We start from the raw sequence: 14,396 nt of genomic DNA, 5'->3' as shown, positions 1-14,396 counted from the left end.
ACAAGACCGGACTATCATCGGCTTCCAGGCGGCAGGAAAAGTGCCGCCTGTTGAAACCTAACCAATTGAATTAGCGGACCATATAGCCCCTCGACTGCCTTTCCATATTACCGAAACTTAATCTGCGGATGCGGAACCGGACAACCCTACGAGCCGTTGTCTCTTCGCAGTTGCGGTCGTCGCAAGGAAAGCATCCAGTGAGCATACCCCCAGTGACTATACCCACCGAGAAGACCGTTCTCGTCTTTCAGGGCGGCGGTGCGCTTGGCGCCTATCAGGCAGGTGCCTATGAGGCGCTGCATGCGGCCGGCATCCGCCCCGACTGGCTGGCAGGCATTTCCATTGGCTCGATCAACTCGGCGATCATTGCCGGCAGCCCGGTCGATCAGCGCGTCGATAATCTCAGAACCTTCTGGCATCGGGTCTCCTCGGCATTGCCGGGCCATTTTCTCGGCAATGGCGATGCCATGCGCAAATGGTTCAACGAGTCCTCGGCCTTCCTGGGCTCGCTCACCGGCGTTCCCGGTTTCTTCACGCCGCGCGCCTTCTCCCCTTGGAAAATCCCCGGCGATCCGATGGCGGCCATCAGTCTCTATGACACCGCGCCGCTGGAGGAGACGCTTGCCGGTCTCGTGGATTTCAACCTGATCAATTCGGGCGCCATCCGGCTCAGCCTTGGCGCCGTCGATGTGATGAGCGGCAATTTCAATTATTTCGACAACAATCACTGCGCCTTTTCCGTCAAGCATGTCGCAGCCTCCGGCGCCTTGCCGCCGGGCTTTGCGCCGGTCGAGATCGATGGCCGCTTCTATTGGGATGGCGGCATCGTCTCCAACACGCCGCTGCAGCGGGTGCTGTCCGGCCAGGAACTGGAAACCGATCTCTGCATCTTCCAGGTCGATCTGTTCAGCGCCAAGGGCCCGTTGCCGCGCGATCTCTTCGATGTCGAGGCGCGGGAAAAGGAAATCCGCTTTTCCAGCCGCACACGCCTCAACACCGACCAGTTCCGCAAGCTGCAATCGGTGCGCATGGCGGCCAAGCGGCTGATGGAAAAGCTGCCGCCGGAGCTGAAGGACGATCCCGATGCGAAAATTCTTGAGCGGATCGGCAATGATTGCGCCGTCACCATGGTGCATCTGATCTACCGGAATGCGGCCTATGAGACCGGGTCCAAGGACTACGAGTTTTCGCGGCTCTCGGTGGAAGAACACTGGAAGGCCGGACATGACGATGTGGTCGAGACGCTCAATCATCCCGATTGGCGCAACCGCACGCGCCCGACCAATGGAATACGGGTTTTCGATCTTGCCGAGCAACGCCTGCGGGGGAATAAGCCATGAAAATCGAAGATGTCGTTCGCAATGCCTTCGCGATGCCGCTGACCAGCCCGTCCTATCCGCCGGGCCCATACCGCTTCGTCAACCGCGAATATATGATCATTACCTACCGCACCGATCCGGAAGCCTTGCGCCGGGTCGTGCCGGAGCCGCTGCAGTTTGATGAGCCGCTGGTGAAATACGAATTCATCCGCATGCCCGATTCCACCGGCTTTGGCGATTATACCGAGTCTGGCCAGGTCATTCCGGTCACGTTTGAAGGCGTGCACGGCGGCTACGTGCATTCGATGTATCTGAATGACGATGCGCCGATTGCCGGTGGCCGCGAGATCTGGGGTTTCCCGAAGAAGCTGGCGGAACCGTCGCTGACATCCGTCAAGGACGCGCTGGTCGGCACGCTCGAATATGGCGGCCAGCGTGTCGCGACCGCGACAATGGGCTTCAAGCATCGCACGCTCGACAAGGCGAAAATCCTCGAAAGCCTGAAACAGCCGAATTTCATGCTGAAGATCATTCCGCATGTCGACTGCACGCCGCGCATCTGCGAGTTGGTCCGCTATTATCTGGAGGACCTGACGGTGAAGGGCGCCTGGGAAGGTCCGGGCGCGCTGGCGCTGTTTCCGCATGCGCTGGCCCCGGTCGCCGATCTGCCGGTGCTGGAGGTCAAGTCCGCCGTTCATATCCTCTCCGACCTGACCCTGGGTCTCGGCGAAGTGGTCCATGATTATCTGCAAAAATAGGGATTAAAAACCATGAAACTCAAGGACAAGGTCTGCATCGTCACCGGGTCTGCCAGCGGCATCGGCCTGGCGATTGCCAAGAAATATGTGTCGGAAGGCGCCAGGGTCGTCATCGCCGATTTGAAGCTTGAAGCAGCCGAGGCGACGGCCAGGGACTTGACGGCGGCGGGTCCGGGCGAGGCGATCGGTATTGCGATGGACGTGACCAGCGAAGACGCCGTCAATTCCGGCGTCGCAGCAGTGATTGCCAAATGGGGCAGGGTGGACGTGCTCGTCTCCAATGCCGGCATCCAGATCGTCAACAAGATCGAGGACTATGCCTTTTCCGACTGGAAGAAGATGCTGGCCATCCATCTCGATGGTGCCTTCCTCACCACCAAGGCCTGCATTCCGCATATGAAGGCGCAGAAGGGCGGGGCGATCATCTATATGGGCTCGGTGCATTCGCATGAAGCCTCGCCGCTGAAATCGGCCTATGTCACCGCCAAGCACGGTCTGCTCGGCTTGGCCCGCGTGGTTGCCAAGGAAGGCGGACCGGACGGCGTGCGCGCCAATGTCATCTGCCCCGGCTTCGTGCGAACGCCCCTGGTCGACAAGCAGATCCCCGAACAGGCCAAGGAACTCGGTATTTCCGAAGACGAGGTCATCAAGAAGGTGATGCTCGGCGGCACGGTGGATGCGCAGTTCACCACCGTCGAGGATGTCGCGGAAGTGGCGCTCCTGTTTGCAGGTTTCGAGACCAATGCGCTTACCGGCCAGTCGCTCGTCGTCAGCCATGGCTGGTACATGCAGTAGGCGTCCCATCGCGGCAGGCTCTTGATCCGGCCGGGCATTGCGGCCGGATCACGTTTGCGTCAACGGGGTGGTGCCAAGCTTGTCGAACGCGGCGAGCGCCACACCTCTGTTTTATCGGCCGCCTGCGTTGTGTGGTGACGGGCGCCAGTATAGCGCGCCTGCATGTCCCCGCGATGTGACGGCGGACCAGAGGAGGAAAACATGGAAAAGCCGAAGATCACCCAGGCGATGATCAACGCCTATGACGAGTACACCCATCTGAGCCTCGACCGGCGCGCCTTCATGCGCAAGCTGACGGCGCTGACCGGCTCGGCTGCAACCGCCGCCGCCATCGCGCCGCTTCTGGCCGCCAACAGCGCGCAGGCGGAAATCATCCCGGAAAGCGATGCGCGGGTAAAGGCAGAGGATGTCAGCTATCCTGGTGCCGGTGGCGATATGAAAGGCTATTTGGTCCGCCCCGCCGACGCAGCGGGAAAGTTGCCTGCGGTCATCGTCATTCACGAAAACCGTGGCCTTAACCCGCATATCAGGGATGTCGCCCGCCGCATGGCGCTGGAAGGCTTCGTGGTGCTTGCTCCCGACTTTCTCTCGCCCGCCGGCGGAACGCCGGCCGACGAGGACAAGGCGCGCGAAATGATCGGCGCGCTGGATGGCAAGCAGACCGTCGATAACGCGGTTGCGACCGTCACCTATCTCGAAGGCAATGACCTGACCACCGGCAAGGCCGGTGCGGTCGGCTTTTGCTGGGGCGGCGGCATGGTCAACAAGCTGGCCGTTGCCTCGCCGGACCTGAAAGCCGGCGTCGCCTATTATGGCGCGCAGCCGCCGGTAGAAGACGTGCCGAAGATCAAGGCGGCGCTGCTGTTGCAATATGCCGGGCTGGACGAGCGCATTAATGCCGGCATCGACGCCTACAAAAAGGCGCTGACGGACGCTGGCAAGGATTTCACCATCCAGATTTACGAGGGCGTCAACCATGCCTTCAACAACGATACCTCGGCGGCCCGCTACGACAAGACGGCTGCCGATCTCGCCTGGAGCCGGACGGTGGAGTTCCTGAAGACAAAGGTCGTCTGATCTATTGCAGCAGCCGTTGGGCGGCTTCCGAGATCAGGCTGGCCAACGCCTGCTGGTCGTTCTGGCGGCCGCTGCGCGTGCGCCAGACAAGGCCGATCCGGCGTGACGGCTGCGGCTCGGCAAAGGGAACGATCCGCATCCGGTTGCGGGTCTTTTCGTCGTTGACGGCAATTTCGGGGATCAGCGTGATGCCCATGCCGTGGCTGACCATCTGCAACAGCGTCGCCATCGACGTTGCGCCGTAATTGGCAACACGGCGGCCGGAATGAATGCCGCAGACCGCCAGCGCATGATCGCGCAGGCAATGGCCTTCCTCCAGCAAAAGCAGCCGTTCCACATCGACCTTGTCCTCGGTCATCGGCGACATCAGGATCGTGTGTTCATCCTCGGTGCTGGCAATCAGGAACCGGTCTTCAAACAGCAGCGCACTCGACAGGTTTTCCTCGTCCACCGGCAGCGCGGCGATAACGCTGTCGAGCCGGCCGTGGCGCAATTCGTCGAGGCAGGGGCCGGTCAAAAGCTCCTTCAGCTCGATCTGCAGGTTGGGGTAGCGCTCGCGCACCAAAGGAATAAGCACGGGCACAAGATAGGGCGCAACCGTCGGGATGATCCCCAGCCGGTGCTTGCCTTCCAGCACCCCGGTGACATGGCGTGCCTGCTGGTAGAGCTGGTCGATGCCACCGAGGATCTTGCGCATTTCCGGTAGCAGCGCCTCGCCCTCGCGGGTCAGAAGCGTCGGCCCCTTGCCGCGCTCCACCAGCTTGACGCCGAGCTCGCGTTCCATTTCAGCGATCTGCGCCGACAGTGCCGGCTGACTGACATTGACGATCTGCGCTGCCCGCCCGAAATGCCGGGCACTGGCGAGTGCATCGAAATAGCGCATTTGGCGTATGGTGATCATGATAGGATAATCCTATCGATATTTCAATTAAATACAATTGGAAATTATGGAACTTATAGGAGATGGTGCGGCGGAACCCACGAATTTGCATTAAAACAGGAGGCAGAAATGGACGCCAAAGTCGAGAAAACGGGCAAGTGTCCGGTCATGCACGGGTCGCTGACCAGCAACTCGGGCGAGGGGACTTCAAATCGCGAATGGTGGCCGAACCAGCTCAACCTGCGGATTCTCCATCAGAATTCGGCTTTGTCCGATCCGCTGGGCACCGGTTTCGATTATGCCGAGGCGTTCAAGACGCTCGATCTCGCGGCCGTCAAGCAGGACATTTTTGCGCTGATGACGGATTCGAAGGAGTGGTGGCCGGCCGATTTCGGTCATTACGGTCCCTTCTTCATCCGCATGGCCTGGCACAGCGCCGGCACATACCGTACCGGCGACGGCCGTGGCGGTGCGTCCTCCGGCACGCAGCGCTTTGCGCCGCTCAACAGCTGGCCGGATAACGTCAACCTCGACAAGGCCCGCCGCCTGCTCTGGCCGGTCAAACAGAAATACGGCAACACGCTTTCCTGGGCCGATCTTCTGGTCCTGACCGGCAACTGCGCGCTGGAATCGATGGGCTTCAAGACCTTCGGTTTCGCCGGCGGCCGCGCCGACGTCTGGGAGCCGGAAGAAGACATCTACTGGGGTGCCGAACGCACCTGGCTCGACGACAAGCGCTATAGCGGTGATCGTGATCTGGAAAATCCGCTGGCAGCGGTGCAGATGGGCCTGATCTATGTCAACCCGGAAGGCCCGAACGGCAATCCGGACCCGCTGGCCTCCGCCCGTGACATCCGCGAAACTTTCGGCCGCATGGCCATGAACGACGAGGAAACCGTTGCCCTCATCGCCGGTGGCCACACGTTCGGCAAGACCCATGGTGCCGGCGACGCCGCCCATGTCGGCCGCGAGCCGGAAGCTGCCGATATCGAGCAGCAGGGTCTCGGCTGGGCCAGCACCTACGGCAGCGGCAAGGGTGGCGACACCATTTCCAGCGGCCTCGAGGTTACCTGGACCTCGACGCCGACACGCTGGAGCAACAACTTCTTCTGGAACCTGTTCGGCTACGAATGGGAGCTGACGAAAAGCCCGGCAGGTGCGCATCAGTGGACGCCCAAGCATGGCATGGGCGCCAACTCGGTTCCGGATGCCCATGATCCGTCCAAGCGTCATGCGCCGTCCATGCTGACCAGCGACCTCGCGCTGCGCGTCGATCCGGCCTATGAGCAGATTTCGCGCCGCTTCTATGAGAATCCCGATCAGTTCGCCGACGCCTTTGCCCGCGCCTGGTTCAAGCTCACCCATCGCGACATGGGACCAAAGGTCCGCTATCTCGGTCCGGAAGTTCCAAGCGAAGACCTGATCTGGCAGGATCCGGTCCCGGCTGCAGATCATCCGCTGATCGATGCTGCCGATATAGCAGACCTGAAGGAAAAGATCCTCGCCTCCGGCCTGTCGGTCTCGCAGCTGGTTTCGACCGCCTGGGCCTCTGCCTCGACCTTCCGCGGGTCCGACAAGCGCGGCGGTGCCAATGGTGCGCGCATCCGCCTTGCCCCGCAAAAGGATTGGGACGCCAACCAGCCCGAACAGCTCGCAACCGTGCTTGCGGCGCTTGAAGGCGTCCAGAGAGGGTTCAACGAGGCGCATCCGGGCGGCAAGCAGGTATCGCTGGCCGATCTGATCGTGCTCGGCGGTGCCGCCGCCATCGAAAAGGCGGCAAAGAGCGCCGGTCAGGACGTGGCCGTTGCGTTTGCGCCCGGCCGCACCGATGCGACGCAGGAACAGACCGATATCGAATCCTTCTCGGTGCTCGAGCCGGTTTCGGAAGGTTTCCGCAACTATCAGAAGACAAGCTTCACCGTATCGGCCGAAGAGCTTCTGATCGACAAGGCGCAACTCCTGACGCTTACGGCGCCGGAACTGACGGTGCTGGTGGGTGGACTGCGGGCGCTGAACGCCAATTTCGGCCAGTCCCAGCATGGTGTCTTCACCACGCGTCCGGAAACCCTCACCAACGACTTCTTCGTCAACCTGCTTGACATGGGCACGGTCTGGAAGGCGGCATCGCCGGACAAGGAGGTCTTTGAAGGGCGCGACCGGGCAACCGGCGAACTCAAATGGACCGCTACCCGCGTCGATCTGGTGTTCGGCTCGAATTCCCAGCTGCGCGCCGTGGCCGAAGTCTATGGTCAGAGCGATGCACAGTCTAAATTCGTCCGCGACTTCGTCACCGCCTGGAACAAGGTCATGAACGCCGACCGGTTCGACTTGGTCTGACCTGCCGCATTGAGGCCCGCTCAAATGCAGCGGGCTTCATGATCGCGATTTTGAGGCCGGGCCCGCAAGGGCCCGGTTCAGACTGCCAAAAACTGTCAAAGCCGATTGTCTGGCGAAAGCGGTACCCCTCTCGCCGTCATCCCTGCCCTTGTAGCNACGTCCGTCGGGTCAAAAGACTCTTTCAGCTCAAGGACTTGAGCTGGCTGGATTCCTGTGACGAGCACAGGAATGACGCAGGGTTTGGACAACGCTCAATTTCCCGGCTAGCCTCCCAACTCCGCGTGAACCAGCGCTGCCAGCACTCTGCCCAAATCACGAAAATGCTCAGTTTTTCCTCATCCGGGGCCCGAAAATCAGCGTTGCCGTTAAATTTCCCCTAATTTGCTAGGGGAATTCCACCAAAAATGGTCCATTCTGGGCCCTTGGGCATATATTCAAATTGTCGTATAAAAGCCCGGCAGCGATTTTCGGGGCTGCTTAGGACGAATATATATTGCAGTCGATTTTTGCGGCCGCGTATTCTGGCCGGGTATCCATATTAGCAAATACAAAAAGGCCGCGTCTCCGAAGGGAGCACGGCCTTTTTGCTTGTCGAGCGATTGGGTCTTACCAGCCGGGCAGCATATGGCTCTGGCGCAGCCGCGGGTAACGCGGAAAATTCTTCATGTCGCCATCCAGATCATCGGTGCTTGTCGTCGGCGTGATATTGTCGAGACAGGCCGTGATGTGGTTGGTGATCGCGTTCGAGAGCGAGGGCGAAAGCCCTGGCCGCTTCATGATGCCGATCTGAACCGGAGCAAGGGCTGGAAAACCATCCGCCTGGGTCAGAACCTTCATCCCGGTCCGCAGCGCCGATTCCGGCAGGACCGAAACCGCCATGCCGGCCAGTACCGCCGCCGCCACCACCGTCGATGACCAGCTGGTGAACAGGATATTATATTCCTTGCCGGTGGCATCGAGTGCCGAACAGGCGGCCTGGCGCCAGGCGCAATCACGCTTGCCGACGGCAAGCGGCACCGGTGCATTTTCCGGCAGCGGATGGTTGATGGAGCTGACCCAGCAGAGCGGCTCGGTGCGCACCACGTCGGATGCGCGGGCACGCGGATTGTGCGTCACCAGCGCGATGTCGAGTTCGCCCTTGGCCATCTTTTCCGCCAGATCGACCGAGGGCTCGCAGACGATGTTGAGCTCGACATTCGGATGGGTCTTGGCAAAGCGGACGATGATTTCCGGCATGTAGCGATCGGCATAATCATCGGGCGTGCCGATGCGCAGCGTGCCTTCCAGGCGGTTGTCGTCGAAGGAGGCGATGGCTTCGTTGTTCAGCCGGATCATCCGCCGTGCGAAATTCAGCAGCCGGTCGCCTTCCGTCGTCAAGCGGTTGCCGCGCCCGTCCTTGGCAAACAGCTGCTTGCCGATACGCTCTTCCAGCCGGCGCATCTGCATCGACACCGCCGATTGCGTCTTGAAAACCCGATCGGCCGCCTTGGTGAAGCTGCCGGTATCGGCGATGGCAACGAAAGTCTGCAGTTGATCGATATCGAGCGGTGCGGACATGGTCCTGGTCCTCAAAAAGAGCACTCATGAAATAGTTTGATGAATACCATTAGAAACATTCGTTGGACTGATCAATAAGGATTTGCGAATTTGATTGGGCAAATCGCATTCTGAACCATTCCGGCGAGCGTCAGCAAAGCCGGTCCACCAATATAAGTTTCGACCCAACTCCCGCGCCGGCCTCCCTGCGGGGGATGGGTCGCCCTTGCCTAAATTTCCAGATCCTGGGCGATCTGGAAAGAAATGAGACAAAATCTAGAATGACAGCGAGGCACGTTCAAGACGTGCAGCGCTGACGTGCCCTGACAAAGGAGTTAACATCATGCGCACGACCGACCACGCACTTGACCTCACCCTCACCGGGAAGCTGTCCGCGACATCCCGCCAGACGGGGCTGATGGGCGTGCTGAACTCGGTATGGCGCCTGCTGCGAAACCGCAATGCCATCGGCCGCCTGCAGGATCTCGACGATCACCAGCTGCTCGATATGGGGCTTTGCCGCCATGAAGTGCGCGAGGCAATGACCTCGCCGTTCTTCGACGATCCCGGCCGTCACCTGACACAGGCGTCGCGTGACCGGGCAAACACGTTCTACCGCAAGGCACGCCTCGGCTGAGATGTGCTTTGACCGCTGCCTGCGGAGCTCGAAGAGTTCCGGAGCAGCACTTTGAAAGAGTTTTGTTGCGTGCCCTAGACGTTTTCAAAAACGTCCCACGCAACAGGGACGCGCAGCCGCCTCTGCGCGTTACCGTTCCCCGCAGGGTTAGAGCCAATTGCCCTGCTGCTTGCCCGGTACCCGGTCCCCAAGACCGGTACCGGGCTTTTTCTTATCTGCAACACTGAGAGTTCGTGTTGATGCACGCGCGGAAACTGGCCCGCGCAGAAAAAATGACCGCAGTTAATATAGTTTAATGCGCTCCGTGCAATTCAGCGTATTGTTGCATGACCGGTCCCACTACGCCCACTCGGCTGTGACTGTTTGAGAGATCTTGTGCTCTTGCCCAATTCTTGGAGCAGAGCTGTATGTCTCTTCTTGATTTGCTTTATTTTGAAGATGGTCAGTCGCAAACAACTATTGCGGCTGTGCACCGCTGGTGCGATGCGCATGGGTTCAAAATCGGTAGCGAAGAAGGCCAAAAGGCTTTGGTGGTTGCCGAGCGGTTGGCCAAATCCACGGAAAATTCCGGTCTTTTAAGGAGGCTCTCTCTGGAGATGGCAGCTTCAGCGCAGCCGTGTCCTACCGATCAGATCCTCGTTGTGGAGGATGAGCCGTTCATTGCGCTTGATATGGAGGAGGTGTTGAACGCAGCCGGGCTGAAATCGGAGACATATCCGTCCTGCGCTGCGGCATTGAGATGGTTGACCTTCCACACACCGCTGGCTGCCATTCTCGACTTTCAGCTGAAAGGCGAGGTGTGCACGCAGGTCGCATCCCTTCTGCTGGAACGCGGCGTGCCGATGATTTTTTGTTCTGGCGCCGATCGCGCCGAAATTCCCTCCCATTTCCAGCAGGTGCCGTGGCTAAGGAAGCCGTTCGACGACCGGCAACTGACGGGACTGCTCACCCAGGCGCTGGAAGTCCAGGGCTTTGGCTCTCAAATGGAGAAAAAAGCATGACTGATACCGAACCATTGAAGCGCCGGCCGAGGGGGCCGTCGTCATGGGGCGATTTCGAACAGGCCAAGAGTGTCGCAACCGCGAGCGAAGAAGCGCGGGTTGCCGCCGCCAAGAAAAAAACCGATGCCTTGAGGCAGGCGCGGTTACAGCAGCATGAAAACCAGGGTGTCAAATAGCGTCACGCCGGCAAGCCGCAGCGGTTAACCGTTTGTCGTTTTCCGGTAGGTCTCGAACAGGCCGTCGATGTTCTTCTGATATTCCTTCTGCGCCTCAAGCCCGCTGTCGAACATGCTGTTGAACATCTCGGTAAACTGCGCCATCGGATTGGCTTCGGCAGGCTTCTTTTCCGGCTCGGGTGCCGCCTGTGGCTTGCCGTTCATCATGTCCTGAAACGCCTTGATGAAGGGGTTGGCCGCAAACATATCCGGGGCGGATGGCTGTTTTTCCTCCGGCTTTGTGGTGCCGAAAAAGCCCTGCATGGCCTGCGCGAAGGGGTTTATCCCCGGCGTGAAAGGGTTTATCCCCGGCGTGAACGAGTTCATCCCCGGCGTGAACGAGTTCATCGCCGGCGTGAAGGAACTCATCGCCTGCGTGAAAGCGTTTTCGAATGGATTGGCGGCCGGTTGCGGCTTCCTGGTAAAGCCGGATGCTTCCAGCCATGGCTTCATCATCGCTTCCATCGGCGTATTGGCAAAGGGATTCTGCATCCCGCCCATCTGCCCGGATGCCTGCTTGAATAATCCCCCCATGATCGCGCTCGCCACCACCGGCAGCATCTGCTTGTAGATTTCCTGGCCGATACCAGTTATCTGCGCCGCCTGCCCGGAAATGGCCTGCAGCATGTCGGTGGAGCCGAAAAGCTGATTGAGAGCAGTATTGCCATCGGCCAGGCCCTGCGGCGTGAAAGCCTTGTTCATATCCTCGAAATACTGGGCGTAATTGCCGTTCGACATGGCAGCGAGCAAGGTGCTCAAATCATAAGGGTTGGCGGTGTTGCGCTTGAGGGCGGTGGAAAAGACCGGCATCAGGGCGGCCGTCGCCTTGGCCATCTGCTCCTGCGCCAGGCCGAACTGCTTGGCCATCACGTCCATGGCATTGCCATTCTGTGCCTGCATCATCATATCGAAAAGCGGGATCATTTTTTGTCCTCTCCAGCAGGCGGCACTACGCATGTTGTTGCACTATAACGGCAAAAAGCCGCGAGAACACCGCTTTTTGTGAGCCGGATGAGGACTATGCGTCCTGCTCCTGGATCGGCGGAATTTCACTCTCCACAAGCCTGCGGCGTTCGCCTATTGTGCCTGCGTCCCCAGTCAAGCGTGGAACCGGCATGAAGCGTCCGATCATCGATATCATTCCTGAAAATGCCAGTGCGCAGGATGCGGCAGCAATCCTTGCGGTGCTGGACCAGCATGCGGCACTGCATCTCGGTGCCATCGAGGAAAAGACCGATTTCGCCATTCTGCTGCGCGACCCCGACACGAATGCGGTTGCCGGCGGTCTTTACGGCACGGATGGGTTCGGCTGGGCCTTCGTCAAATATCTGGGGGTGCCGGATGCGTATCGCGGCCAGGGCCTCGGCTCGCGCCTGCTCGCGGAAGCAGAAACGATCGCGCGGGCCCGCGGCTATATCGGCGTCTGGCTGGACACATTCGAGTTTCAGGCGCGGCCGTTCTATGAAAAGCTCGGCTACACCGTTTTCGGCGAACTCGAAGGCGCCGAAAACGCCATTCCCCGCTACTTTCTGAAAAAGAGATTTTAGAGCCTAATACTGGTAGTCGGTGAACACCGGCTCGACCGAGCCGTTCCAGCGTCCCTTGTAGAGCGCCAGGAGGTCTTCGGCGAGCGTCGCCTTCTTGGCCAGCACTTCATCGAGCGGGGCAAGGAAGATGCTCTCGTCCACGTCGTCGCCGTTCAGCCGGTTGCGGTTCTTCAGCCCCAGGCGCGAGATCGACAGCACTTCGCGGGCAATGTCGAACAGCGAGGTGCCGCGATGCGTGGCAGACAGTCCCTGTGCCGGTACCGCATTGCGCATGGCAAGCGTTTCCTCATAGGTCCAGTCGCGGGTGAGGTCTTCGGCGGCATCGAGCGCTGCTCCGTCATAGAGCAATCCGACCCAGAACGCCGGCAGCGCGCAGATGCGGCGCCACGGGCCGCCATCGGCGCCGCGCATTTCCAGGAAGCGCTTCAGGCGCACATCCGGAAACAGCGTCGAGAGATGGTTGGTCCAGTCGCCCATATTGGGCTCCCAGTCGGCAAGCTCGCCCTTCATTGCCCCGTTCATGAACTGGCGGAAGGTGACGCGGGTGCAGTCATGGTACTTGCCGTCGCGCACCACGAAATACATCGGCACGTCGAGCGCCCATGTGACGTAATCCTCAAAGCCGAAATCGGCATTGAAGATGGCGGGAAGGACGCCGGCGCGCTGGTTGTCGGTGTCGCGCCAGATGTCGCCGCGCCAGGACAGCAGGCCGTTCGGCTTGCCGTCGGTAAAGGGCGAGCTGGCAAACAGCGCCGTCGACAGCGGCTGCAGCTTCAGCGATACCTGCATCTTGCGGCGCATGTCCTCTTCGGAGGAGAAGTCGAGGTTCACCTGGATCGTGCAGGTGCGGTACATCATGTCGAGCCCTTGTGTGCCGACCTTCGGCATGTAGCGGCTCATGATGTCGTAGCGGGATTTCGGCATGCGCGGGGTTTCTGAAAGCGTCCATTTCGGACTGCCGCCAATGCCGAGGAAACGGATGCCGAGCGGCTCGGCAATTTCGCGCAGATCGGCCAGATGCCGGTTGGATTCCTTGCAGGTCTGGTGCAGGTTTTCGAGCGGCGCGCCCGACAGTTCGAACTGGCCGCCGGGCTCCAGCGAAATCGCGCCCTGGCCGGAATTCTCGGCAAGGCCGATAATATTGCCGGCATCCATGATCGGCTCCCAGCCGCTCTTTTGCGCCATGCCGTTCAGAAGCGCCGAAATGCTCGCATCACCGAAATAGGGAACCGGGCTATTGTCTGCCTTGAAGAAGGCGAACTTCTCGTGCTCCGTCCCAATCCGGAACTTCTCTTCCGGCTTGTTGCCCTCTGCCAGATATTCCGTCAGGTCTGCAATGGAGGTAACCGGCGTCTGGTCGGTGGTGTCTCTGGCCATGGGCGTCTTCTTTTGAACGGGCGGGGACCTGCCGGACGGCAGACATCAGAAGGGTGATTGAACCGGTTTCAGGTGTGGTGCAAGTGAAATTCTTTCAAGGCCGGTTCAAATTTTCAACACGTCGAATGACGTGAACATCGCAGATTCTATTGCCAGTCGCCAATCGATGCCTGGATCACAGCCATTGCTGCCACCGCCGCCGTATCCGCCCGCAAAATTCTCGGGCCGAGCGGGATGGCGGTGACGAAGTCGAGACTGCGCAGCAGCGTCCGTTCGCTATCGGAAAAACCACCTTCCGGACCAATCAGGAGCGCCAGTTTGCGTTCCTTCACCGCCGCAAGAACCGGCAGCGGATTTTGCCCGGCATCGCCCTCGTCACAAAAGATGATGCGGCGATCGTCCGGCCAGCCGCTGAGAATGTCGTCCAGCCGGCGCGGCTCGGCAACGTCGGGAACGCCGAGGACGCCACATTGCTCGGCCGCCTCGATGACATTGGCGCGCACCCGGTCGAGATTGGTGATCTTGCCCTGCACATGCTGGGTCATGACCGGCTGCAACAGGCCGGCCCCCATCTCCACCGCCTTTTGCACGAGATAATCGAGCCGGCCGACCTTTAGCGGTGCAAACAGATACTGCAGATCGCAGGGTGCCGGCTGCGGCCGGGCCTGTTCGGTTGCCGTCAGGAACAGGCGTTTCTTGGTCGGAAAGGAGAGTTCCGCCTGCCATTCGCCGTCACGGCCGTTGAAAACCAACACGGTGCCGCCCGCTTCGAAACGCAGCACATTGACGAGATAGTTGAACTGCTCGCGCGATGCTTCGTAGATCGTCCCTTTTGTCAGCGGTACGTCGATGAACAGCCGCTGCATGCGGAAATTGGCGCGCATAGATCAGTCCTCAATCTAGAGCCTCGTACGATA

The 14,396-nt window shown here is 60.1% G+C and carries 14 protein-coding genes; 9 read left to right on the top strand and 5 right to left on the bottom strand.

Annotation, left to right across the window (positions count from 1 at the left end):
* The first annotated feature begins 197 nt into the window (after window positions 1–197).
* From ASD32_RS00295 to ASD32_RS00280, 4 genes are all read left to right on the top strand, one after another.
* Window positions 198–1,340: a patatin-like phospholipase family protein gene (locus ASD32_RS00295; RefSeq protein WP_244490056.1), complete on the top strand. Its 1,143-nt coding sequence runs from the start codon at window positions 198–200 to the stop codon at window positions 1,338–1,340.
* Complete coding sequence (locus ASD32_RS00290; RefSeq protein ID WP_060635921.1) at window positions 1,337–2,077, top strand: acetoacetate decarboxylase; 741 nt, start codon at window positions 1,337–1,339, stop codon at window positions 2,075–2,077. The genes ASD32_RS00295 and ASD32_RS00290 overlap by 4 nt, the downstream gene beginning before the upstream one ends.
* Window positions 2,078–2,089: 12 nt before the next feature.
* A complete protein-coding gene (locus tag ASD32_RS00285) occupies window positions 2,090–2,872 on the top strand; it encodes a 3-hydroxybutyrate dehydrogenase (protein WP_060635920.1) in 783 nt (260 codons plus the stop codon).
* Between the two features lie 201 nt (window positions 2,873–3,073).
* Window positions 3,074–3,949 (top strand): dienelactone hydrolase family protein, encoded by an 876-nt coding sequence (locus tag ASD32_RS00280; RefSeq protein WP_060635919.1) that lies wholly within the window; start codon window positions 3,074–3,076, stop codon window positions 3,947–3,949.
* Between the two features lies 1 nt (window position 3,950).
* On the opposite strand, the gene ASD32_RS00275 is transcribed toward ASD32_RS00280, so the two are convergent.
* Window positions 3,951–4,850 carry a hydrogen peroxide-inducible genes activator gene (locus ASD32_RS00275; RefSeq protein WP_060635918.1) on the bottom strand — a complete coding sequence of 300 codons (900 nt, stop codon included), beginning with the start codon at window positions 4,848–4,850 and terminating at the stop codon, window positions 3,951–3,953.
* 108 nt (window positions 4,851–4,958) lie between these two features.
* On the opposite strand from ASD32_RS00275, the gene katG reads away from it, so the two are divergent.
* Window positions 4,959–7,166: a catalase/peroxidase HPI gene (katG, locus tag ASD32_RS00270; RefSeq protein ID WP_060635917.1), complete on the top strand. Its 2,208-nt coding sequence runs from the start codon at window positions 4,959–4,961 to the stop codon at window positions 7,164–7,166.
* Between the two features lie 606 nt (window positions 7,167–7,772).
* On the opposite strand, the gene ASD32_RS00265 is transcribed toward katG, so the two are convergent.
* Window positions 7,773–8,723, bottom strand: a complete 951-nt coding sequence (locus ASD32_RS00265; protein WP_060504715.1) for a LysR substrate-binding domain-containing protein — start codon at window positions 8,721–8,723, stop codon at window positions 7,773–7,775.
* Window positions 8,724–9,045: 322 nt separating this feature from the next.
* Between ASD32_RS00265 and ASD32_RS00260 the strand changes: the two genes are divergently transcribed.
* The 3 genes from ASD32_RS00260 to ASD32_RS00250 all read left to right on the top strand — a co-directional run bounded on the left by ASD32_RS00260 (window position 9,046) and on the right by ASD32_RS00250 (window position 10,516).
* Window positions 9,046–9,339: a DUF1127 domain-containing protein gene (locus ASD32_RS00260; RefSeq protein WP_060635916.1), complete on the top strand. Its 294-nt coding sequence runs from the start codon at window positions 9,046–9,048 to the stop codon at window positions 9,337–9,339.
* 407 nt (window positions 9,340–9,746) lie between these two features.
* Complete coding sequence (locus ASD32_RS00255; RefSeq protein WP_060635915.1) at window positions 9,747–10,340, top strand: response regulator; 594 nt, start codon at window positions 9,747–9,749, stop codon at window positions 10,338–10,340.
* Window positions 10,337–10,516: a hypothetical protein gene (locus tag ASD32_RS00250; RefSeq protein WP_060635914.1), complete on the top strand. Its 180-nt coding sequence runs from the start codon at window positions 10,337–10,339 to the stop codon at window positions 10,514–10,516. Before ASD32_RS00255 ends, ASD32_RS00250 begins: the two co-directional genes overlap by 4 nt.
* Window positions 10,517–10,540: 24 nt before the next feature.
* Here ASD32_RS00250 and ASD32_RS00245 read toward each other — a convergent pair whose 3' ends face one another.
* Complete coding sequence (locus ASD32_RS00245; RefSeq protein WP_060635913.1) at window positions 10,541–11,479, bottom strand: DUF937 domain-containing protein; 939 nt, start codon at window positions 11,477–11,479, stop codon at window positions 10,541–10,543.
* Between the two features lie 191 nt (window positions 11,480–11,670).
* On the opposite strand from ASD32_RS00245, the gene ASD32_RS00240 reads away from it, so the two are divergent.
* Window positions 11,671–12,102: a GNAT family N-acetyltransferase gene (locus tag ASD32_RS00240; protein ID WP_060635912.1), complete on the top strand. Its 432-nt coding sequence runs from the start codon at window positions 11,671–11,673 to the stop codon at window positions 12,100–12,102.
* A 3-nt stretch (window positions 12,103–12,105) separates the two neighbouring features.
* On the opposite strand, the gene ASD32_RS00235 is transcribed toward ASD32_RS00240, so the two are convergent.
* Window positions 12,106–13,479, bottom strand: a complete 1,374-nt coding sequence (locus tag ASD32_RS00235) for a glutamate--cysteine ligase (RefSeq protein ID WP_060635911.1) — start codon at window positions 13,477–13,479, stop codon at window positions 12,106–12,108.
* 146 nt (window positions 13,480–13,625) lie between these two features.
* Entirely contained in the window at window positions 13,626–14,363 is a 738-nt protein-coding gene (locus tag ASD32_RS00230) for a 16S rRNA (uracil(1498)-N(3))-methyltransferase (RefSeq protein ID WP_060635910.1), read from the bottom strand.
* Between the last annotated feature and the right edge of the window lie 33 nt (window positions 14,364–14,396).

The organism is Rhizobium sp. Root483D2, assembly GCF_001426685.1.
Lineage (GTDB): Bacteria > Pseudomonadota > Alphaproteobacteria > Rhizobiales > Rhizobiaceae > Pararhizobium > Pararhizobium qamdonense.
The sequence above is the reverse complement of the archived record's forward strand: the minus strand, read 5'-3'. Positions and strand labels throughout refer to the sequence as shown.